The 21,896-nt window shown below is 64.2% G+C and carries 18 protein-coding genes; 8 read left to right on the top strand and 10 right to left on the bottom strand.

Translation table 11 applies throughout. The features are described from left to right. Positions 1-37: 37 nt before the first annotated feature. The 3 genes from BUS12_RS24760 to BUS12_RS24770 all read right to left on the bottom strand — a co-directional run bounded on the left by BUS12_RS24760 (position 38) and on the right by BUS12_RS24770 (position 4,003). Positions 38-1,405 (bottom strand): GntT/GntP/DsdX family permease, encoded by a 1,368-nt coding sequence (locus BUS12_RS24760; RefSeq protein WP_074300081.1) that lies wholly within the window; start codon positions 1,403-1,405, stop codon positions 38-40. Positions 1,406-1,537: 132 nt separating this feature from the next. Next, positions 1,538-2,656 (bottom strand): porin, encoded by a 1,119-nt coding sequence (locus tag BUS12_RS24765; protein ID WP_074300082.1) that lies wholly within the window; start codon positions 2,654-2,656, stop codon positions 1,538-1,540. 147 nt (positions 2,657-2,803) lie between these two features. Further along, positions 2,804-4,003, bottom strand: coding sequence for an aminotransferase class V-fold PLP-dependent enzyme (locus BUS12_RS24770; protein WP_074300083.1), 1,200 nt, complete (start codon positions 4,001-4,003; stop codon positions 2,804-2,806). A 121-nt stretch (positions 4,004-4,124) separates the two neighbouring features. On the opposite strand from BUS12_RS24770, the gene BUS12_RS24775 reads away from it, so the two are divergent. The 4 genes from BUS12_RS24775 (at position 4,125) to BUS12_RS24790 (ending at position 8,323) form a co-directional block, all read left to right on the top strand. After that, a complete protein-coding gene (locus BUS12_RS24775) occupies positions 4,125-4,994 on the top strand; it encodes an IclR family transcriptional regulator (protein WP_074300084.1) in 870 nt (289 codons plus the stop codon). Between the two features lie 47 nt (positions 4,995-5,041). Continuing rightward, positions 5,042-5,503, top strand: a complete 462-nt coding sequence (locus tag BUS12_RS24780; RefSeq protein WP_074300085.1) for a RidA family protein — start codon at positions 5,042-5,044, stop codon at positions 5,501-5,503. A 317-nt stretch (positions 5,504-5,820) separates the two neighbouring features. After that, positions 5,821-6,099, top strand: coding sequence for a hypothetical protein (locus tag BUS12_RS24785; RefSeq protein WP_074300086.1), 279 nt, complete (start codon positions 5,821-5,823; stop codon positions 6,097-6,099). An 82-nt stretch (positions 6,100-6,181) separates the two neighbouring features. Next, entirely contained in the window at positions 6,182-8,323 is a 2,142-nt protein-coding gene (locus BUS12_RS24790; protein WP_074300087.1) for a phosphocholine-specific phospholipase C, read from the top strand. Positions 8,324-8,393: 70 nt separating this feature from the next. Here the strand turns inward: BUS12_RS24790 and BUS12_RS24795 are convergent, their stop codons facing one another. The 7 genes from BUS12_RS24795 to BUS12_RS24830 form a co-directional block, all read right to left on the bottom strand. Next, positions 8,394-9,707 (bottom strand): MSMEG_0569 family flavin-dependent oxidoreductase, encoded by a 1,314-nt coding sequence (locus tag BUS12_RS24795; protein ID WP_074300088.1) that lies wholly within the window; start codon positions 9,705-9,707, stop codon positions 8,394-8,396. Between the two features lie 105 nt (positions 9,708-9,812). After that, a complete protein-coding gene (locus tag BUS12_RS24800) occupies positions 9,813-10,097 on the bottom strand; it encodes an MSMEG_0570 family nitrogen starvation response protein (protein WP_074300089.1) in 285 nt (94 codons plus the stop codon). 144 nt (positions 10,098-10,241) lie between these two features. Further along, positions 10,242-11,228, bottom strand: a complete 987-nt coding sequence (locus BUS12_RS24810; RefSeq protein ID WP_074301688.1) for a sll0787 family AIR synthase-like protein — start codon at positions 11,226-11,228, stop codon at positions 10,242-10,244. Beyond that, the gene (locus BUS12_RS24815; protein ID WP_074300091.1) at positions 11,225-11,800 is read right to left on the bottom strand and encodes an MSMEG_0567/Sll0786 family nitrogen starvation N-acetyltransferase; all 576 of its coding nucleotides are present in this window, start codon (positions 11,798-11,800) and stop codon (positions 11,225-11,227) included. Before BUS12_RS24815 ends, BUS12_RS24810 begins: the two co-directional genes overlap by 4 nt. Positions 11,801-11,802: 2 nt before the next feature. Continuing rightward, a complete protein-coding gene (locus BUS12_RS24820) occupies positions 11,803-12,873 on the bottom strand; it encodes an MSMEG_0568 family radical SAM protein (protein WP_074300092.1) in 1,071 nt (356 codons plus the stop codon). Between the two features lie 10 nt (positions 12,874-12,883). Further along, positions 12,884-13,945: a Nit6803 family nitrilase gene (locus tag BUS12_RS24825; RefSeq protein WP_074300093.1), complete on the bottom strand. Its 1,062-nt coding sequence runs from the start codon at positions 13,943-13,945 to the stop codon at positions 12,884-12,886. An 18-nt stretch (positions 13,946-13,963) separates the two neighbouring features. After that, entirely contained in the window at positions 13,964-14,446 is a 483-nt protein-coding gene (locus BUS12_RS24830) for an MSMEG_0572/Sll0783 family nitrogen starvation response protein (RefSeq protein WP_074300094.1), read from the bottom strand. Positions 14,447-14,836: 390 nt separating this feature from the next. Here BUS12_RS24830 and BUS12_RS24835 point away from each other — a divergent pair, with 390 nt between their 5' ends. The 4 genes from BUS12_RS24835 (at position 14,837) to BUS12_RS24850 (ending at position 21,882) form a co-directional block, all read left to right on the top strand. After that, on the top strand, positions 14,837-16,228 hold the full coding sequence (locus BUS12_RS24835; protein ID WP_074300095.1) for an aminotransferase-like domain-containing protein: 1,392 nt from the start codon (positions 14,837-14,839) through the stop codon (positions 16,226-16,228). Positions 16,229-16,489: 261 nt separating this feature from the next. Further along, positions 16,490-18,289 carry a methyl-accepting chemotaxis protein gene (locus BUS12_RS24840; RefSeq protein WP_074300096.1) on the top strand — a complete coding sequence of 600 codons (1,800 nt, stop codon included), beginning with the start codon at positions 16,490-16,492 and terminating at the stop codon, positions 18,287-18,289. A gap of 173 nt (positions 18,290-18,462) precedes the next feature. Further along, positions 18,463-20,043, top strand: coding sequence for a methyl-accepting chemotaxis protein (locus BUS12_RS24845; RefSeq protein ID WP_074300097.1), 1,581 nt, complete (start codon positions 18,463-18,465; stop codon positions 20,041-20,043). A gap of 111 nt (positions 20,044-20,154) precedes the next feature. Then, a complete protein-coding gene (locus BUS12_RS24850) occupies positions 20,155-21,882 on the top strand; it encodes a hypothetical protein (RefSeq protein ID WP_253190206.1) in 1,728 nt (575 codons plus the stop codon). The last annotated feature ends 14 nt before the right edge of the window (positions 21,883-21,896 follow it).

Below are 21,896 nucleotides of genomic sequence, written 5' to 3' on the forward strand. Positions count from 1 at the left end.
CGCATCGTCGGCCAACCACCGCATGCGCCCCGCCGGCTCAGATCACCGCCGAGAGTCCCAACGTCAGCACCAGCGCAGTCAACGAGATGATCGTCTCGCAGACCGTCCACGTTTTGAAGGTCTGCGGCACCGTCATACCGAAGTACTCCTTCACAAGCCAGAAGCCGCCGTCGTTCACATGCGAGAGAATCAGCGAACCGGCACCTGTGGCAAGCACCAGCAATTCTGGACGGACCCCGCCTGTGCTCGCTGCGGCGGCCGCGATCGGAGCAATGATGCCCGCGGCGGTAGCCATCGCCACCGTGGCCGAACCTGTCGCCACACGAATGAGTGCCGCTACCAGCCACGCCAGAATCAGGAGCGGCACGTGCGCGCCGGTCGCCACATCGACGATCGCCTTCGACGCGCCGCTATCGATCAGGATGCGCCCAAAGCCCGCGCCGGCTCCCACCACCAGCGTGATGCCGGCGGTCGGCGCCAGGCACTCGTTGGTAAACTTCAGGATCTGCTCGCGACCGAAACCGCGCGCCGTCCCGAACGTATAGAAACTCAGCAGCACCGCCAGCAGCAGCGCCATGTCCGGGTGGCCGATCAGATGCAGGACGTTGTTCGCAGTGGACTTGACCGGCACGATCAGGTCGGCCCAACTCCCCACCAGCATCAAGAGGACGGGCAGCAGCACCGTCAGTAACGTGATGCCGAAGCCCGGCAGTTGCTGCTGCGCGCGTTTGGCGTCCTGCTCGATGAACTGCTGCGCCATCGGGTTCACCCCTTCGAGCACCACGAAGCGGCTAATCAGCTTCGAAAACAGCGGTCCGGCCAGCGCGGCGGTCGGAATGCCGACAATCAGCGCATAGAAAATCGTGTGGCCGATATCCGCGTTGTACGCGGTCACCGCCAGCAACGCAGCCGGGTGCGGTGGAATCAGGCCGTGCACCACCGACAGTCCCGCCACCATCGGAATACCGACGCGGATCATCGACGTGCCGGTGCGTTGCGCCACGTTAAAGGCAATCGGAATCAGCAACACGAAGCCGACTTCGAAGAACACCGGCAGGCCGACGAGGAAAGCGATGCACATCATCGCCCAATGAACGTTCTTCGGTCCGAACAGATCGATCAGCGTGCGGGCAATCCGTTCCGCTCCGCCCGATTCGGCCATCATTTTGCCGAGCATCGTGCCCAGACCGACCACGATGGCGATGTGACCGAGGGTGCCGCCCACGCCGGTTTCGAACGACTTGAGAATCGAGGTCATCGGCATGCCGACCGCGAGTGCCAACGCCACCGACACCAGCATCAACGTGATGAACGGATTCATCTTGAAGCGCGCGATCAGCACGACGAGCGCAATGATCGCAATCAATGCGTAGACGAGTAAAAGACTGCCTTGAACGGTCGCCATCTGGGCTCCTGGGGAATAGAATCGGCCACGCGCAATACGCCACGTGCCGCGCGTGCGGCACGCGCCATCGCTACGATGGGCGCGCCGCGTGGACCTGCCACGACAGGCGCGCAACACGGGTTCGCCGGGTGACTAGAACTTGTGGCGAATGCCGGCGACGGTGGAGAATTGCCCGTTGGTGCTGGACGGGTTCGAGATCCCTTCGATCCACGCTTTCGAGCCGGCGGCATTCTGATAGATGCCGTTCAGGTAGAGGTCGGTGGTCTTCGACAGGAAATACTCGCCGCCCACGGCGACCTGGTTGTAGTGCGCGTTCGCGGCGCTTGCCGCGCTGCTGTTCTGGCTCGTGTAGATATAGCCGAGCGAGAGCAGCGTGGCCGGCGTCAACTGGTAGCGCACGCTCGCTTCATAGTTGGCAAAGCGCAGGCTGCCGCCCGCAATCAGATTGAACTGCGAATTGGTGTACAGCAGCGCGAGCGTAGCCGGTCCGAATGCATAGGAGCCGCCGGCACCCCACACCTGATTGCGCGCAACGTTGCTGATGATCGACGAACTCGTGCCGTAGTAGTTGTCCGAAGGCGCCGCGCCGGCCGTATTGCTGGCCGGCTGATCGACCAGCGAATAGGCCGCATCGAGATGCAGCGGACCATTCACGTAATCCGCACCGGCACTCCATGCGCGGTTGTTGGCAAATTGCCCGGCGGTGTTCGAAAACGCGTACATCGCATTGGCGGTGAAGCCGGCCCAGGTGGGCGTGGTGTATTTGACGGCGTTGTCGGTGCGATAGGTGTTGTTGAGGTCGTCGTTATCGTAGACCGCGTTGGCATACTGGCTCAGCGCACCCACGCCGTTGATCTGCATATTCGACAGGTAGTCCTGCACGCTGTTGTACTGGCGCCCGAGTGTGATCGTACCGGCCCGGTCGTTGCTCAACCCCACCCATGCGCCGCGCCCGAACATCCGGCCACCCCCGCCCAGCGCGCCCGTTTCGAGATTGAAACTGTTTTCCAGCCTGAACAGCACCTTGTTGCCGCCGCCCAGATCCTCGCTGCCCAGCAAGCCCCAGCGTGAACCCTGCACGTTGCCTGGCGTCGCCTGATACGCCGACTGTCCCTTCTGGTTGTTGGTGTACGTAATGCCGGCGTCGACAATGCCGTATAGCGTGACGCTGCTTTGCGCATGGGCAGCCGCGCCGGCCAGTCCGGTTGCGGCGACGGCGAGCGTCGCGCGAAGAATCTGCTTGTGCATCATGGGGTGGTTTCCTCAGGTCGAAAGAAAAGCAAACGCCGGTGGTTAGGGATTGTCCCGGCTATATCAGTAGTACTAAGCGTGCAAGGCAAAGCGACACCGGAACGAATCCGGTGTATCGGTCAAACACAGTCTTCGTGGAACGGCGTGTCAGTCGGGCCAGTTGCGACGGGTTGCCCCGCGGCGGGCGTCGCGCTGATGGAACGGCGTCACCCGCGGCTCGTGCGCTTGCTGCGCACGTTCGAGCTCGGCGACGAGGCGCGCCAGCACCACCTGCTCTTCGCCAGGATGCAGATTGCACGGGTCGACGAAAAAGAAATGCTGTTCGGCTTCGTGATCGCGCACGATCACCGGGGCCTCGCCCGCTGGCGGACGCGCCAGCGCATCGGCGAGATCCCAGGCGCTGGTGCGTGCCTCGCGCGGATCGATCTGCAGTTTCAGACGCTCGAGCGGATTGCCGGTCGGGTCGGCGTCGAGTTCGGCGCGCACCCCGGCGAAGCGCTTCAGCGCGTCACGCCAGAACGTCAGATAAGCGTGTTCGCGCGCGCGGACCTCCGCGTGATCGCGCTGTTGCCATTGTTCGAGCGCGGCCATCGCCCCGACGATGCCTTCCTTGCCGACCTTCATGCCGCGGCCAATGCCGCCGTTCTGGAAGTAAGCGGCCCGCACCAGCGCTTTACGGCCGGCGACGATGCCGGCGGTCAACCCGCCGAGGAACTTGTGCGCGGAGTAAAGCGCGAGGTCCGCACCTGCCGCGATAAAGCGCTGCAGGTCATATTCGGACGCAGCATCGACGATCACCGGCACGCCCTTCGCGTGTGCTACGGCGACGAATTCTTCGAGCGGGATCATCCCGTACTGCACGGTGTGATGCGACACGACGTAGAGTGCCGCCGTGGTGTGCTCGCCGATGGCGCTCGCCAGTTGATAGCCGTGCGCTTCGGTAGCGGCGCCGACCGGCACGACCCGCGCACCGGCGAGGCGGATCGCCTGATCGATGGGTGCGCCATAATTGACGAGATGACCGGTCTGGATGACGACTTCATGACGCAGGCCGCGCGTATCCGGCAGACGCTCGATCAGGCCCAGGTCGTCGCCCGTCATGGTCGCGGCGATGCTCAAGGTGATGCCCGCCGAGCACGACGCGGTGATATAGCCTGCTTCGCTGCCGCACGCTCGCGCGATGACCGCAGAGGCCTTGCGTTGCAGATCGTCGATCTCGACGAACTGCGGCAAAACCTCCGCCACCGCTTCGATGACCGGAGCGTGGACACTGGAAGCGCCGAGACTCGTCATCGTGCCCGAGGCATTGATGACAGGCCGTAAACCGTAGCGAGAGCGGATATCCATCGAGAAACGTCTCCAGGCGAGTATTTCTTAATTATGGAATATGTGTTGTAATTGAGGATTAGTCTAGCATACAATGTCCGTGCGTCAACTGGACAAAAACATCCGGCATCCAAGGAGCACAATGGCCCGTACGCCCCGATCCACCGCCGCTGAGGCCGCGGCGGCCTTATCCGCGACGCCCGCCGAGACGCCCGCGGCGCCGGCCTCCCAGGCGCCACGCACCCGCACCAGCGCGATCGACCGCGCGGTGCAGATTCTCGACGCGCTGCAGGAAGCCAACCGGCCGGCCACGGCCTATGAAGTCGCGCGCATGGTAGGCGCCCCGCTCTCTACGGTCTATTCGATCATCAACGATCTGGTCGAAAAGAACCTGTTGGCCCGGCGTCTGGACGGCACCATCTGGCTCGGCTCGCGGCTCTATGGCTATGGGCTCACCTACGCCAGTTCGCTCGACTACCTCGCGGTGGCGAACGAGGAAATGCAGCGTCTGTCCGCCGAAGTCGAAGAGACGGTCCAGGTGTGCGGACTCGAAGAGGGCATGATGATCGTGCTCCAGATGGCCGAAGGGCCGGGGCATTTCCGTGTCACCTCGCGCGTGGGCAGCCGGGTGCCGCTCAACTGGACCGCGTCGGGGCGCCTGCTGGTCGGTCATCTTCCGGACGCCGAACGGATCGCCTTCTTCGCCGAGCATGCCCAGGCCTCGCCCACCGGCCGCGCCGAAACCCGTCCCAAGGTACTCGCGCAGATTGCGCGAGACGCGCTCGACGCGCGCCTGTCGATCCAGATCGGCGAGTCCGATGCGTCGGTAGCGTGCCTCGCCGCGCCTGTGCTCGATAACACCGGCACCTGCGTGTTTACGATTTCGATTGTGATGCCCGAGGCGAAAGCCGTGCTCGGCACCGAGCGCTATGCCCAGGCCGTGCAAGACGTCGCTGCCCGCATCGAAGCGCGGCTCGGCTGGCGGCATCGCGAGCAGGGCGCCACCGCCTGAAAGTCGTTTGAAATTTTTCAGCCCGATCTCACCCCATTCGATCCCAGATGAACTGTTATGAACGGCTGCATGCACGCGGCCTGAAGCTTCCCCAAGTGCCGACGCCCATCGGCAACTTCCGTCACTGCACACGTGAAGGCAATCTGCTGTTCCTCTCGGGTCAGGGCCCCCTGAACGAAGCCGGTTCGCTGATGACCGGCAAGGTGGGCGCCACCGTCAGCACCGAAGAAGCGTATGGACACGCGCAACTGGTCGGGCTGAATCTGCTCGCGGTCCTGCACAATGAACTGGGAGACCTGCAACGCGTGAAGCGGGTCGTCAAGTTGCTTGGGATGGTCAACGCCACACCGGAATTCACCGAACATCCGCATGTCATCAACGGTTGCTCGGATCTGTTCGTCGACGTGTTCGGCGAAGCAGGCCGGCACTCGCGCTCGGCTGTGGGCATGGGCTCGCTGCCAGGCAACATCACCGTCGAGATCGAGGCCATCGTCGCCATCTGCGATTGAGTTGCGCAACGCAGTTGCGCCGCCAGGCGACGCCCGTGAGCCGCGCCACTGAGCGAAGCGGGCATTCGCACGTCAAAAACGCACCTTTCACAAATCGCGCAAACCTGCACAATCGCAACTTCTTACCCAAGGTTCATAAATCTTACACAGGTAACTAGTTATGCTTCGGCGGTGATGAGCGAGGGACCCCACACCCTCGCCAGATTCCTTCCCATCGTCAAAGGCCTCCCATGTTCGCCAGGTCTGCGTGTAGCGTTGCGTTCAACGAAAACTCCGTAGGCAAACGTTTGGCGACGCGGCCAGGGGCGTGGTTACGCATGCTCTGGGCAAGCGTATTCGCAGCGTCCCTGGGCCTGTTTCTGAGCGCCTGCGGCAACGACGACACCAAGCCACCCGCGACGCCCACGACCACCGCCGAACAGATCGACGCCGCCCCGCCCGCTCCCTGGGCCGTGCCGCAAACCGCTTCAACTCATACGGCGCAGGCCGCAGCCTTGCCCGCGCAAACCATCCAGACACCGCCGCCCGCTCCCGCACAGGTTGGCGCAGCCGCATCCGACAGTCTTGCAACACCCGTGATTCACACCGTTGATTGAGTTCGTCTGAGTCCCCGCGCCGGCTGTGCCTGTGCTTGAGTGCCGTCGCGCATATTCCTTCTCCTGAAGATCGAAGCCCAACATGACATCAAAAAATCGCCGTGATTTTCTACGCGCAGCCGCCTCGGCTGCCGGCTCCGCAACCGCGTTAGGCATGCTGCCGCTCGGCATCCGCAACGCGCTCGCGCTGCCTGCCAACAACGCAACCGGCACCATCCAGGACGTTGAGCACATCATCATCCTGATGCAGGAAAACCGTTCGTTCGATCACTACTTCGGCACGCTGCGCGGCGTGCGCGGTTTCGGCGACACGCGCGCGGTCTCGCTGCCCACCGGCAATCCGGTGTGGTATCAGCCGCTTGCAGAAGGTATCGCCGCGGACGCCGCCTATGTGCTGCCGTTCCGTCCGAGCGCACCGAATCTGGGCCTGCAGTTCCTGCAGGATCTGGCGCACGACTGGAACAGCACGCACACCGCATGGAACGGCGGCCTCTACGACCAGTGGGTGCCGGCCAAGGGCACCACGACGATGGCGTACATGACGCGCGAAGACATTCCGTTCCACTACGCACTCGCCGACGCGTTCACGATCTGCGACGCGTACCACTGCTCGATCATGGGCCCGACCGATCCGAACCGCTACTACATGTGGACCGGCTGGGTGGGCAACGACGGCAACGGCGGTGGCCCGGTGATCGACAACTCCGAACTCGGCTACGGCTGGTCGACCTACCCGGAAGTGCTGCAAAGCGCGGGCATTTCGTGGAAGATCTATCAGGACATGGGCACCGGCCTGAACGCCAACGGCTCGTGGGGCTGGACCTCGAATCCGTATATCGGCAACTACGGCGACAACTCGCTGCTGTACTTCAACCAGTACCGCAACGCGCAACCGGGCAATCCGCTGTACGACAACGCACGCACGGGCACCAACGTGTCGAACGGCGGCACTTACTTCGATGTCCTGAAGCAGGACGTGACCAACAACACGCTGCCGCAGGTCTCGTGGATCGTCGCGCCGGAAGCCTATTCCGAGCACCCGAACTGGCCCGCCAACTACGGCGCGTGGTATGTCGATCAGGTGCTGCAGATCCTGACGTCGAACCCGGAGGTGTGGAGCAAGACGGTGCTGCTCGTCAACTACGACGAGAACGACGGCTTCTTCGATCACATGGCGCCGCCGTTTGCGCCGACCAGCAGCGCCAGCGGCCTGTCGACGGTCGCGCTCACCAACGAAAACTACACGGGCAATGGCCAGTACACGGCCGGCGAATATTCCAACGGCCCGTACGGCCTTGGACCGCGCGTGCCGATGATCGTGGTGTCGCCGTGGACGAAGGGCGGTTATGTGTGCTCGCAACTGTTCGACCACACGTCGGTGATCCGCTTCATCGAAAAGCGCTTCGGTCAAAGCCACAATCTCGCCGAATCGAACATCACGCCGTGGCGCCAGGCGATCTGCGGCGACCTGACGTCGGCCTTCAACTTCGTCAATCCGAACGACGCCACGCCGACGCTGCCGAGCACTTCCGGCTACGTGCCGCCGGACCAGTTGCGTCACCCGGACTATGTGCCGCTGCCGCCGCTCGTGCAGGCCGTGCCGAAACAGGAACCGGGCGTGCGCCCCGCGCGTGCCCTGCCCTACGAACTCTTCGTGCGCCTGCACGACGAGGCTTCGCAAGGCCAGCTGTCGATGCGCTTCCTCAACAGCGGGCAAGCCGGCGCCGTGTTCCTGGTCTATGCCACCAATAGCAGCGCTGCACCGCGCAGCTATACCGTCGAAGCCGGCAAGCGCATTGACGACAACTTCCCGGTCACCGCCAGCGGCACTTACGACTACACCGTGTTCGGCCCGAACGGCTATCTGCGCCGTTTCGCCGGCAAGCCGGCGGTCGCATCGAACTGGTGGAGCCATACGGAAGTGGCCCAACCGGAAGTGGCCGAAGGTTACGACGTCGCCAACGGCAACCTGCAGTTGCGTCTCCAGAACCTCGGCACGGCACGTTGCGAATTCACCATCAGCAATGCGTACGATCCGAGCATGAGCGTCAAGCGCACCGTCGTGGGCGGCAGCACGGAGGAGCTCTACCTCGATCTGCGCGCCGCCTACGGCTGGTACGACCTGACGATAACCGTCAACACGGACGCGACCTACGTGCGGCGTCTCGCCGGTCACGTGGAAACGGGACGCAGCAGCATGAGCGATCCGGCGCTGGGCAGCTAAGCCTCGCTCGGTAAAGACCGTCTCCCGGGCCGCGCGCTGTGCGCGGCCCGGGCGCCTTCACCTTCACTTCTCAAGCCGCCATCGAGGCGCAAGCCGCGGCGCGTTCGCGCTGCTTCGCAAGAATCGCCTGCACGACGTGGTCCGCGTCGCGCGCGATCCCCGAGAACCGCCCCGAGCCCCATGTGTGCAACCAGGGCAAGCCGACGAAATACAGGCCCTCGACCGGCGTAATGCCGCGCGTGTGCGCCGGATAGCCTCGTCCATTGAACACGGGTGCGTCGATCCAGCTAAAGTCCGGCGTAAAGCCGATGCACCACACGATCGCCGCGATGCCGCTGTCGGCGAGTGCGAGCGTCGTGCGTTCATGCGCGGGCTGCCAGACGGGGGCATAGACGTCGCCGGGCGGCGCGTCGATCGCGTTCTTGCTGATGAAGCCGTCGATGCTGGCATTGATGCGGTTATAGGTGTCGTCCGCATCGTCGAGATTGGCCGCGAGGTTCGGCGCAAAGTGCAGCACGCCGTCGCGCAGGTCTTCGAGCCGTCCGTACAGCTCCATGCCTTCGGCGGCGAACCGGCGCAGGTCGATATCGCGGCCACCGTCGCGACCGGTCACATAGTGATTGGTGTTGTCACGCACGCCTTCGCGCAGCGGATGTTTTTCCACCGGCATATCGTAGTACTGCATGTCCGCGAGCCAATCCACCACATCGCGTCCACGATAGAAACGCGCGCAGCGCGGCGCCTCGCCCACCGCCAGCACCACCTTGCGGCCGGCCAGATGCAGGTCTTCTGCGATCTGCGCGCCGGATTGTCCCGAACCCACCACCAGCACCGCGCCCTCGGGCAACGCCTGCGGATTGCGATACTCGGACGACTGCATCTGCACGATCTGTGCAGGCAGGCGTTCAGCCATGCGCGGCACGATGGGCGTGTGATAACCGCCTGAGGCCACGACCACCTGATCGGCGGTGAAATCGCCCTGGCTGGTCGTCACCGCATAGATGCCGTCATCGCGCCGTTTCACGCGGCTGACCTGGGTATGCTCCAGCACGGGCGCATCCACCATGGCGATGAAGCCGTCGAGGTAGGCGACGATTTCGTCCTTCTTCATGAAGCCATGCGGATCGTCGCCCGCATAGGGGTAGCCCGGCAGCCCGCATTGCCAGTTCGGCGTGACGAGACAGAAGGCGTCCCAGCGCTGCGTGCGCCAGGTATGCGTGAGCGTCTGCTTCTCGAGCACGAGGTGATCGACGCCGGCCTGTTTCAGGTAGTAACTGATCGACAGCCCCGCCTGCCCGCCACCGACGACGAGCACGCTGTAGCGGCCGTCGCCGTGTCCTTGCTCGCCTGTCCCGCTGTTCACGGAGTGCGCTGTGTTCGACATGATGCGTCCTTGCAAGTGGAAGATCGGCCGGCCGTCGCGGCGATATCGCGCGGCTGGCCCGACGAAACGGTTAGGTCATGTGTGAACCCGTGTGTTGCATCCGGTTCAGACCAACTCGATGACTTTCACGGTGGCGCCCGCCTGCTCGCGAAAGCGCTCCGCGTCGCGCTCGATCTGCGCGAGCTGATCCATCGCGGCCGAGCAGGCAAAACCGTACTTCTGCCGCACGCGCTCCGAGGCGATGTTGAGCGCCTCGCGCGAGCGTTGGACAAAGTCGTCCAGCGGGTAAGCGTGACCCGGCGTAAAGAAATCGCTGACCACCTGCGACGGCGAATAGCAATTCGCTTCGTCGCCATCAGGCCATTGAATCCGAAAGTGCATGACAGGCATGGAGATTCCTTTCTGCTGATGGCCTGGTGAACGGCAGGCGGCGTCTGTGCGAGCTGAGCGCGCTCGCCAGTTCGAGCGTATGCACGACCCCGCCGCGCGGGTCGACCGAATGCGTGAGCAACGCGATCCGCAATGCATCCTTGTTCATCGCAGCACCTGCTCTGCGGGGACGATAAACGGTTCGCCGCCGAAGTCCCATAACACGGCCGCTTCCTCGCCGCGGTGCACGACCACTTCGCATGACGCATCCACCGTGCCGATCGCCGCGCAGGTGAGCGAACGCGACGCGAATAGCGCCTGCACGCGTTCGACGTGTTCCTCGCGCACTGCCAGCAGATAACCAAAGCTCGGAAATGCCGTGATCCAGCGCACCAGCGGCACCTCGGCGGGCTTGGGGATGGTGTCGAGGTCGATTCGCGCGCCCACCTGCGAGCATTCGAGCAACATCAACGCAGTCCCGAGGGTGCCCGCCATGCTGATGTCCTTGGCGGCGTCGCACAGGCCGTTTTCCGCCAACTGCGGCAACAACTCCAGGTCGCCGCGCAGACGTTCAGCCGGCGCGCCGACCGACGCATTCCAGAACGGATAGGGTTCTTCGAAACGGCCACGCAGATCGACCGCCATCAGCAGGCGATCGCCGGGTCGCGCGTTGAAGCTCGACAACAGCGCCTGGGCGCGTCCGAGGATCGATACCGCCAACTGCGCCCGATCGCTGCGTGCGTTGGTGTGTCCGCCGACAATCGGCACGCCGTACGCCACCGATGCCGCCGCCATCCCCGCCAGCACCTCATGCGCCGCGTCGACACCGTCGCTCCATAACGCATCCACCACGGCGAGCGGGCGGCCACCCATCGCGTAGATATCGCTGACGTTGACCATCACGCTGCTATAGCCCGCGAACCACGGCATCGCCTGCACGAAATCGCTCACCATGCCTTCGATGGCAAACAGCAGGTAGCCGTCGCCGTCCGCCAGCGCGGCGCAGTCGTCGCCTAACGCGACAGCCTGGCCGAGATCGCTCGCGCCACGAGGCATGCGCCGCGCCAGCGACGCCACCACCCCGGCAATATCCGTCTTGTGCCGGAAGCCACGACTCTCGCGCAGGTCCGCGACCAGATCCGCCACACTCATGACCCGCTCCGCGCCTGCGTGACGAAGCCGCTGCGCGGCGCCGTGCATGGTGGATAGTGTCCGAGCTGCGCCTGCATCAAATGATGCGAGCGGCCATGCACCATCTCCTGTTCGAGGGCATCCCAATGCAGCGCTTGAAATAGCGGCACATTCTGGCTCTGCACGTGCGCGAGAAACGTCTCGCAGCCAAGCGCATGCGCGCTCGTCACCGCGAGGCGGATCAGCGTCGCGCCAATCTTGCCGTGGCGCCGAAACGCGGCGTGCACCGCCAGCCGCGAGCCGTACCACACGCCCGGCGCTTCCTGATGGATGCGCACCGTGCCCACCACCTGCTCGGGGATGCCGGCAAGACAGCTCACCGCGACCAGTTGCTGGGCACGCTCGTCGATTTCGTCGCGGTCGTCGCCGACGAAAATGCCCTGCTCGATGCAGAACACCGCGCGCCGCAGCTTGTAGGCCTCCTCAGCTTCCCACGGTAGCGTGGTCCATTTGATGCGGTACTCGGTCGGCGTATATAACGCCGGTGTGACATCGAGCGCGTCCGATACCCCTGCGATCGCTTCGCCAAACATGATCACACCTCGTACGAAGACAACGATGAACACGCGCCGCACTTGCCGCAACCGGCCTTGATGTCGCTCGAACGCAGACTTGCTGCCGAGAGCATCGCACCGAGCGGCTGCAGCACCGACTTCATGAAGTCGGGCGTCGGCGCCGGATGATCTTCGAGCGGTGTGCCGCTGATCGGCACGAACGGCACCACGAACGGATACACGCCGAGTTCGATCAGTTCGCGGGACATGCTCAAGATCGCTTCGGCGCTGTCGCCCAGTCCCGCGAGAATATAGGTGCTGACCTGGCCGCGTCCGAACACCGCCACCGCCGCCTTGAACGCCGCCAGATAACGTGACAGCGGCACGCTCGACTTGCCCGGCATGATGCGTTCGCGCAAGGCCGGCGTGACCACTTCGAGATGCATGCCGAGCGTATCGATGCCGCTGGCTTTCATGCGTGCGAACCAGCGGTCGTCGTCGGGCGGTTCACACTGCGCCTGGATCGGCAGATCGACGGCGGCGCGGATTGCAAACGCGCTTTCGCAGAGGATCTGCGCACCGCGGTCGCTGGTGGGCGGCGTGCCGGTCGTCAGCACCATATGCTTGACGCCGTCGAGCAGCACCGCCGCGCGCGCCACTTCGGCAAGCTGCTCGGGCGTCTTGCGCGCAATCGTGCGGCCTGCCGCGAGAGACTGGCCGATTGCGCAGAACTTGCAGGTCTTGCGGCGGCTCTCGTAGCGGATGCAGGTCTGCAGCACCGTCGTCGCCAGCACATCCGCACTGTGCAGCGTGGCGATATGCGAGTACGGCACGCCGTCGAGCGTCTGCATGCCGTAAAAACGCGGCGCCTTCGGAAAGCTGATATTGGCAATCGGGATCGTGCCGCGCAGCAGCGCACTCACGCCGCCCGCATCCGCCGGCGCGGCGACGAACGGCGAGTGCCACGCCGTGTTGGTATGCACCGGCACCATGATGGTCACGCCGTCCACCGTCACGGCCTTGTGGTCCGACGGTCCCGCACCGCCGCGGCGGCTGGCGACGCCGGTACCCGGATCGGCAAGCCGCAAGCCCACCGACTGCAACTCCGTCATCAATTGCCGGCTAGCGGCCGGCAAGGTCTCGTTGGCGTTCATCGCGGCATCCCACGGTTGAGTTGAAATCGGGACCGGCGTCGCCGGTTGGAGGTGTGTCAAAGACAGAGGCAGCGGCAGAAGCCGAAGCGCCCCACGGCGGCATCGGCGACACCGTCGTAGCCGGCCGTTCGTTGATCGCAAGACTCAGCAGTTCCGGCCGCGCGTAGTGGCCGACCGAATCCATCATGCGTTTGCGTTTCGTGATCAGCGCCATGTCCAGATCCGCGATCACCATGCCCTCGCCTTCGCGCAGCGGCGCGGCCAGATGCTGGCCTTCAGGCGAGACGATTGCCGTATTGCAGCCGCCGCGCAGCGCCTTCTGCAGATTCGTGTCGCCGGTCACCGAGGCGATCTGCGCTTCGGTCAGCCAACCGGTTGCATTGACAACGAAGCAGCCGGACTCCAGCGCGTGATGACGGATCGTGACTTCGATCTGCTCCGCGAAGATCGGCCCTACCAGCGAACCCGGAAACTGGCTGCAGTGAATCTCCTCGTGCTGCGTCATCAGGGCATAGCGCGCGAGCGGGTTGTAGTGCTCCCAGCAGGCCAGCGCGCCGACCCGCGCGACCGCGGTCTGCACGACCTTCAGCCCCGCCGCGTCGCCTTGCCCCCAGATCATCCGTTCGTGGAAAGTCGGTGTTATCTTGCGGCGCTTGAGCAGCAACTGGCCGTCCACGTCGAAAATCAGTTGCGTGTTGTACAGGCTGCCGTAATCGCGCTCGTTGACCCCGAGCACGACCACCATGCGATGCAGGCGCGCGCGTTCGGCCACGGCCTGCGTCACCGGACCGGGCACCACCACCGCCTCGTCGTAGAGCCGCATATGATCGGCGCCGGAGGCCACCGGCGGACGCACGAACGAAAAGTACGGGTAATACGGCACGAAGGTCTCGGGAAACACGATCAGTTGCACGCCTTCGCGTGCGGCCTGATCGATGGCTTCGCAGACCTTGTCGAGGGTGCCGTCGCTGCGCTCGAAGTCCGGTGAGATCTGGACCGCGGCGGCACGAACAATGCGTTTTTCAGACATGGTGGGGGCCGCCTGTGCTCAGACCGTCCAGGTGTGGATGATCAGTGCGTTGTCCTTGCGATGCAGAAGCTGAATATCCAGCACGTCGAGCGGACTGATCGGGCGAATGCCTTCGATCAGCGAGGCTTCGCCGTGGCCATACAGCGCCTGCAGCGCGAAGCGGCAGGCATACACCTTGCCGCCCTCCTCCATGAACTTCAGCAACTGCTTGTTGAAGTTCAGATGGCCGGGAAACGCTTCATCGCCGAGCGTCGGAAAGCCGCGCTGCAAGCCGAGCGTGACACCCGGACCGTACAGGAGTACTGAGGTCTCGAAACCTTTGCGTTGCAGGCGCGTGGCCTGCAACAGATTGACGAAACCGATCGAGCCTTCGAACGCCACCGTATGAAACGTGACGAGCGCCTTTTCGCCCGGCTCGGCCTTCACGTCCTCGAAGACCTTCTCTTCGTAGTCGACGAGGTAATCGCCCTTCTGATGCAGCGGTTTGTTGACGGCTGGCATGGCACTCTCCAAAGTGGTTTGCGTGAACAGGGATGTCGCGTGGTATCCGGTAGCGCTGCATGACTTCTGCGCCGCTCCCACTAACGCAACGCCCGTGCCACTCGACGACGCCGCCCATGCGATCACTTTCCAATCAAACAGACGATCATTCGTTAAGCGCCGCGAAAATTTTTTTGGCCCGAAGGTTGCGTATAGCCCACGCCATCAGGGAATGCGGCCTTGCGGGCCTTGATCGCACCAGCCGGGTGCGATCTTGCTGGTGCGCATGCGCAGGGCCGGTGCAGTCATTCACCAGATACGATCAATCCGATCATTGCAGGCGATCACTTTTCGAAGGCCAAGCGAGGCATCGGCGAGGCTTTTTAACCGTCATTCATTTGCGCAAAAACGATGAGTAGCCCGACACATCACTGGATCAAACGCCTCGCCGAAATCCGCAAACCCGCTTACCTGGCGATTCCCGATCTGATCGAAGAAGACCTCGCCACCGGACGCCTGCGGCCGCGCGACCGCCTGCCGGGTCTGCGCGATCTGGCCGACGAACTGGCGCTCAACTACACCACGGTGGCGCGGGCCTATGCGGAGGCGAAGAAGCGCGGCCTGCTCGATTCGCGGGCCGGCAGCGGGACTTTCGTGCGCGGGCGCACGGCGACGCTACCGCTGTCGGGCGGCAGCAGCATCGAAATGACCATGAATACGCCGCCTGAGCCGGCCGAGTACGCGGCGCGTCTGCGCGAGTCCGCGGCGCGTTTGATGGCGGCGAGCGATCCCTACCAGTTGTTGCGCTACCAGGACTTCGGCGGCACGCCCGCGGACAAGGCAGCCGGCGCCGAATGGCTCAAGCGCCGCTTGCCCAACTGTTCGGCGGACAACGTGCTGGTCTGCCCCGGCATTCATAGCGCACTCGTCGCGCTGGTCTCGCAACTGGCACGGCCGGGAGCGATGATCTGCCTCGACACGCTCGCCTATCCCGGCATCAAGGCGATTGCCGCGCAACTCGGTGTGCGCTTGCAGGCGCTCGCGCGCGACGACGAAGGGCCGCTTGCCCATGCCTTCGAAGCGCTCTGCAAGACCGACAAGCCGAGCGCGTTCTATTGCAATCCCACGCTGCAGAATCCGAGCACCTTGACGCTCACGCACAAGCGGCGCGAAGCGCTCGCGGATGTCGCGCTGCGCTACAACGTGCCCATCATCGAAGACGACGCCTACGCGATGCTGCCGCTGCAAGCGCCGGATGCGCTGGCGAGCTTCGCACCGGAGCTGACCTACTACGTCACCGGCTTGTCGAAGAGTTTCGGCGCCGGCTTGCGGGTCGCCTATCTGCAGGCGCCAACCGCGCGCCAAACACAGCGCCTCGCGGGCGCCCTGCGTGCGACGACGGTGATGGCGAGTCCGTTTACGGTCTCGCTCGCCACCCAGTGGGTCAACGACGGCACGGCGCAGGAGATGCTCAACGCGATTCGCAGCGAGTCGAAGGCGCGTCAGGCGATTGCCGCGCGCGTACTCGGCGACGGCGCTTACGACGCGCACCCGGAAGGCTTTCATCTGTGGCTGCCTATCTCGGGCGTCGGCGGCTGGAGTTCGTCCGAACTGGCGCTGCAGTTGCGCAACCAGGGAATCGCCGCGGTCGCCAGCGCCGCCTTCTCCACCGACGGCAATCCGCCCAACGCATTGCGTGTGTGCCTCGGCGGTTCGAAGAATCGCGAAGAATGCGAAGAGGCGCTGCGCATCATCGCGGAGACGCTCGAACATCCGCACCATCTCCATTCGGCCGTCATGTAAGAGCGAAACGGCGCGATATCTCCAGACAAATACAACGCGTGTTCTTAGGCACGCATTGAATACCGGTCCGCTCGCGGCAAAAATGTCCCGCGCGCCGTCCAACGCCTGAAGTGCCTTGTTACAGGCACTCAAATGCGTTCTGTAACGCGCGGAAAGCACCCTCGCTCACACGCCCGCCTCAAGTCCACTCCAGCGCCGCCGTATACCCGGGCGAGGCGTGTCGCCTTATCGACTCCTGCTCACCACCGAAAGACGCCCACCATGTTCTCATCCATTCGCGCGCGTATTGTCGCCCTGTGCGTCGCCATCGTTGTCGTAGCGCTCGCCGCCAATACGGGGCTCAACTACTTCGTTGCCAACGGATACAACACCGCTTCGATCGACGACAGCCTCACAGCCGTCGAGAGCGGTCACGTGGCCGGCATCAACCAATGGGTTGCCACCAATAGTCAGATGATTGACTCGTTGCAGGGTCCCGCGCTACAGCCCGATCCGATACCGACGTTCAAGCTGATGGCCAGCGCCGGAAACTTCGCTAACGTCTACGCCGGTTACGCCGACAAGACATCGAAGTTCGAGGACCCGACCGGCATCCCGTCCGACTACGATCCGACCGTCCGCCCCTGGTACAAGCAGGCGCTGGCAGCAGGCAAGCCGACCGTGTCGCAACCTTACGTGTCCATCGCCAACGGTCGTCTGGTGGTGTCCTTCGTCTCGCCGATGATTCGCGACGGCGTCGTGAAGGGCGTGGTGGCGGGCACCGTCGAAATGGGCAGCGTGATCGCCAACATCAAGGCGATTCATCCGACACCCTCGAGCTTCGGCATGCTGGTGAACAGCAGCGGCCAGATCGTCGCGCACCCCGACGCGAAGCTGATCCTGAAGCCCGTCACCGATCTCGCGCCGGATCTCACCGCCGACAAACTGGCGACGCTGACGACGCTCGATCATCCGCTGCCGGTCGAGATTGGCGGCAGCACCAAACTGCTGCGCGCGCAACCGATTGCCGGCACCGACTGGATCGCGATCGTCGCGCTCGACAAAGCCGAAGCGACCGCCGGCATGCGTTCGCTGCTGACCACCTCGATCATTGCGCTGATCGTGATTGCCGGCATCGCCGCGGCGATCGTGGCGGCGGTGACCGCCGTGTCGTTCCGGCGCCTCTCGCAGGTGCGCGATGCGATGGATGCAATCGGCTCCGGCGAAGGCGATCTGACCCAGCGCCTGCCCGCCATCGGCGAGGATGAAGTCGCGCAGATCGCGCGTTCGTTCAACAGCTTCATCGACAAGCTGAGCCGCGTGATGCGGCAGATTCGCGACGCCAGCGAGTCGGTGCGGGTGGCCGCCAACGAGATTGCCGCCGGCAACGTCGACCTGTCGGGCCGCACCGAATCCGCCGCCGCGAGCCTGCAGCAAACCGCGGCGTCGATGGAGGAAATCACGGCGACGGTCGGCCAGTCGGCCAGCTCCGCCAAACAGGCCGACGACACTGCCGCATCGGCTTCGCTCGTCGCCTCGCGCGGCGGCGTCGTGATCTCCGAAGTGATCACCACGATGCGGGAAATCGAAAGCGCCTCGGTGAAGATCGCCGACATCATCGGCGTGATCGACGGCATTGCCTTCCAGACCAATATCCTCGCGCTCAACGCGGCGGTCGAAGCGGCCCGCGCCGGCGAACAGGGCCGCGGCTTCGCGGTGGTGGCCGGCGAAGTGCGCAGCCTCGCGCAGCGCAGCGCGCAAGCCGCCAAGGAAATCAAGGGATTGATCGAGTCGACAGTCTCGAGCGTCGCCTCCGGTTCGAACCAGGTGCGCCACGCGGGTGAAACGATGACGGAGATCGTCAGCAACGTGTCGAACGTGACGACGATCATTTCCGAAATCACCCAGGCCGCCACCGAACAGACGCGCGGCATTCAGGAAGTCAATCGCGCGGTGTCCCAGCTTGACGAAATGGTGCAGCAGAACGCGGCGCTGGTGGAGCAATCCACGGCCGCGGCCGCCGCGCTGCAATCGCAAGCCGTCAGTCTCGCGACGGCCGTCACCCAGTTCCGGCTCGATTGATTCGAGGGTTTCATACCCTCAGCAGGTCTAATTATCATTATGGTCTTTCCGGACTTGCGGCGCACCGCACCGTGCCTTAAAGTCCGGCCGGGGTTTCTGCGGCTCCAGCCGCCGCGCCGATGTCACAAGCGTGGGCGCGAGGCGGCGATCCGCATCACGTATCAGGAGTCGGTGTGTCGTTTTATCGAAATATGAAAATCGCCGCCAAGCTGGCGCTGCTTGGGGCTGTGCTGCTGGCGGCAACGATGGTCGTCGGTCTGGAAGGATGGCACGCGCTGTCGAAGACTCACGCGCTGCAGATCGAGTCGGCCCAGACGCTCGAGCAGTACAGCCGTGCGGCCGACACCGCGCGTGTCGCCCAGGTCGAATTCAAGAAGCAGGTCCAGGAATGGAAAGACCTGCTGTTGCGCAGCAGCGATGCCGCGGCGCTCGCCACCCACCAGCAGGCTTTCGTCGCGCAAAGCGACAAGACCACCGCAGCGTTGCAACAGCTCAGAAGTCAGTTGAGCGCGCTGGGTGTCAACCTCGACGGCGTCGACAATGCCATCGCAACGCACGCCTCGCTGCAAACCAGCTACCTCGATGCGCTCAGGCATTTCGATGTCGCCGACGCAAACAGCCCGCACACCGTCGACGCCCTCGTCAAAGGTATCGACCGTCCCCCGACTGCCGCGATCGATGCGATCGTCGCCTCCGTCATGCAACAGGCGCAGGCTTCGGACGAGCGCATCCAGCAGACCTCCGAAGACGCCTATCGCCTCGCCTGCACGCTGCTGCTGGTGGTCGTGCTGGGTGCACTGATGCTCGGCGTGGCGGCGATCGGCTTCCTGAGCCGCAGCATCACCGGGCCGGTCCGCCAGGCGGTCGGGGTGACGCAAGCGGTCGCCGCCGGCGATCTGCGCGCCGACGTCGAAGTGACGGGCACGGACGAAACCGGTCAGTTGCTGGTTGCCTTGAACGATATGAATCATCGCTTGCGTCATATCGTCAGCGAAATCCGCGAAGGCGCCACTACGATTTCCTCCGCCACCCAGCAGATCGCAGCGGGCAATCTCGATCTGTCCGCGCGCACCGAACAGCAAGCCGCGTCGCTCGAAGAAACCGCGGCTTCGATGCAGCACTTCACCGATTCCGTGCAAACGAACGCCGCCCACGCCCGCAATGCGACCGCACTCGCGCAAACCGCGGCGCAGGCGGCGCGCGACGGCGGCGTCGTAATGAGCGATGCCGTGCGTACGATGGAGCAGATCAACGCGGCGTCGAAGCGCATCGTCGACATCATCGCGGTGGTCGAAGCGATTGCCGCGCAGACCAACATCCTCGCGCTCAACGCGGCCGTCGAGGCCGCTCGCGCCGGCACCCAGGGACGCAGCTTCGCGGTGGTCGCCAGCGAAGTGCGCAGTCTCGCGCAGCGCTCGGCGGACGCGGCCCGCGAGGTCAAGGCGTTGATCCGCGAGTCGGTGGCGACCATCGACGCCGGCACGCAACTGATCCAGCGCGCGAGCCATACGATGGATGGCGTGGTGGAAAGCGCGGGCAGCGTCACGCGCATTGTCGAGGCGATTGCCACCGCCACGGTCGATCAGGCCACCGGTATCGCCGAAGTGAACGACGCGGTCAACCAGATGGACCAGGTCACACAGAGCAACGCGGCGCTGGTCGAACAGGCCGCGGCGGCCGCCGATGCGGTGCAGAGCAAAGCCTCAGGCCTGGTGCAGAGCGTCAGCTTCTTCCGCCTGGGCGCCTCTGCCTGACGAAAGTGAAAGCGGCACGTCAATAATCCTTCATGAAGCGCTGCTACGGTAGCGCGGTTGTCCTGCAAGTCCGTCACAACTATTCCCCCAAATGCCGTACGGAGACTACAGATGCAAACCGCCACCGGTGCTTGCGCGCCTTCCCGTTTCAATTCGCCCCTCACGTCCCGTCTGACTGCCCGTGCCGCGCTCAAGGCACGCACCCCGCTGCTTGCCTTGACCCTGTTTGCCGCAAGCGTGAGCGCCTACGCACAGCAGTTTCCTTTCGAAGGTGAAAGCCCGTTCTTTCCAGGCTTGCTGGTGGTGAGTCGCAGCGTCTACGACAATCTGTCGGGCAACGTCCAGCCGGGCACGATCCTGCCGCCGAACTGCGCCAACACGACGGGCGGCTGCAGCGCAGCCACCGGCGCCACGAACGACGGCACCTATCCGTACGTGTGGAACAACGTGCTGTACGACGCCAATTTCGGCGTCACCTCGCGGATCTATCTGGATCAGTTGACGCCTTCGGGTGCAATCGTCAGTTCATTGGAAGTGCCAAACAGCCTGCATCAGGGCAATGCGCAGGGCCAACTCGTGACGAGCTTCAGTTCGAAGTCCGAACTGGCCCTGCACCTGTCGACCGATGGCCGGTATCTGAGCTTCGTCGGCTACGTTGCGCCGGTCAATGCGCTCGACGTCTCGAATGCGAACACACCGGGCGTGGTGGATCCGACCAATCCGGACGGGCAAAACTTCTATCGCGGCATTGCACTCGTCGACCGCGCGGGCCATTTCCGCTTCACCGAAACGAACGCCTATAGCGGCGATAACGGACGCGCTGCGATTCTGAACCCGGGTAACGGTCACGACGGCGTGTTCTACACGACCGGCAACGCCGGCAATGGCGCGAATCCGCAACCCAACGGCATCATCGTCGGCACCGGCGCGCAGATCGTGGACCCGTCGAAGCAGCCCGAGGCCCAGCAGAATCCCGGCACGCCGACGCCGCTCGGCAGCTTCTCGGTCACCGAACTCGGCGCCAAGGCCGACAAGATCGGCAAGGACGACAATTTCCGCGGCATCACGATTTACAACAACGTCCTGTACTACACCAAGGGCAGCGGCAGCAACGGCGTCAACACCGTGTACTTCCTCGACACCACCGGGACGGCCTGCCCGTCAGGTACAGGTGTGCCCGCGGCGAATGCAACGCTGCCCACCACCGCGCTCGCCTACACCGCCGCCACACTGCAAACGAGCGGCCTGCCCAGCAACATGTGCATTCTGGCAGGCTTCCCGTCGACGCCCAACAAGAGCGCCACCACGCTCGCCTACCCGTTCGGCCTGTGGTTCGCCAATGCCACGACGCTTTACGTCGCGGATGAAGGCGACGGCTACACGGGCGGCAGCGATCTCTTCACGCATGCCGCCGCGCAGACGGGCGCCGGTTTGCAGAAGTGGATCTATAACGCTACGGCGAAGAAGTGGACACTGGCCTATACGCTGCAGGCCGGTCTCAATCTCGGCACGCAGTACACGGTGCCGGGTTATCCGACCGGTTCGAATCCGGCCACGGGTCTGCCCTGGGCGCCGGCTACCGACGGGCTGCGCAGCCTGACCGGCCGCGTCGAAGGCGACGGCACGGTGACGCTGTGGGCGATTACGTCGACGGTGAGCGGCGACGGCGACATCGGCGCGGATCCGAACCGGCTGGTGGTCACGCGCGATCTGCTGAAGAACACCACCGCAGCCGCGGCCGCCGGCGAGAAGTTCGTCACGTTGCGCGGTGCGGGCTTCGGCGAGGTGCTGCGCGGCGTGTCGTTCGCGCCGGGCACCGATACGAATGGGCGGTTCTAGGCGCCCCACGGCGC

Source organism: Paraburkholderia phenazinium (assembly GCF_900142845.1).
GTDB classification, from domain to species: Bacteria; Pseudomonadota; Gammaproteobacteria; order Burkholderiales; family Burkholderiaceae; genus Paraburkholderia; species Paraburkholderia phenazinium_A.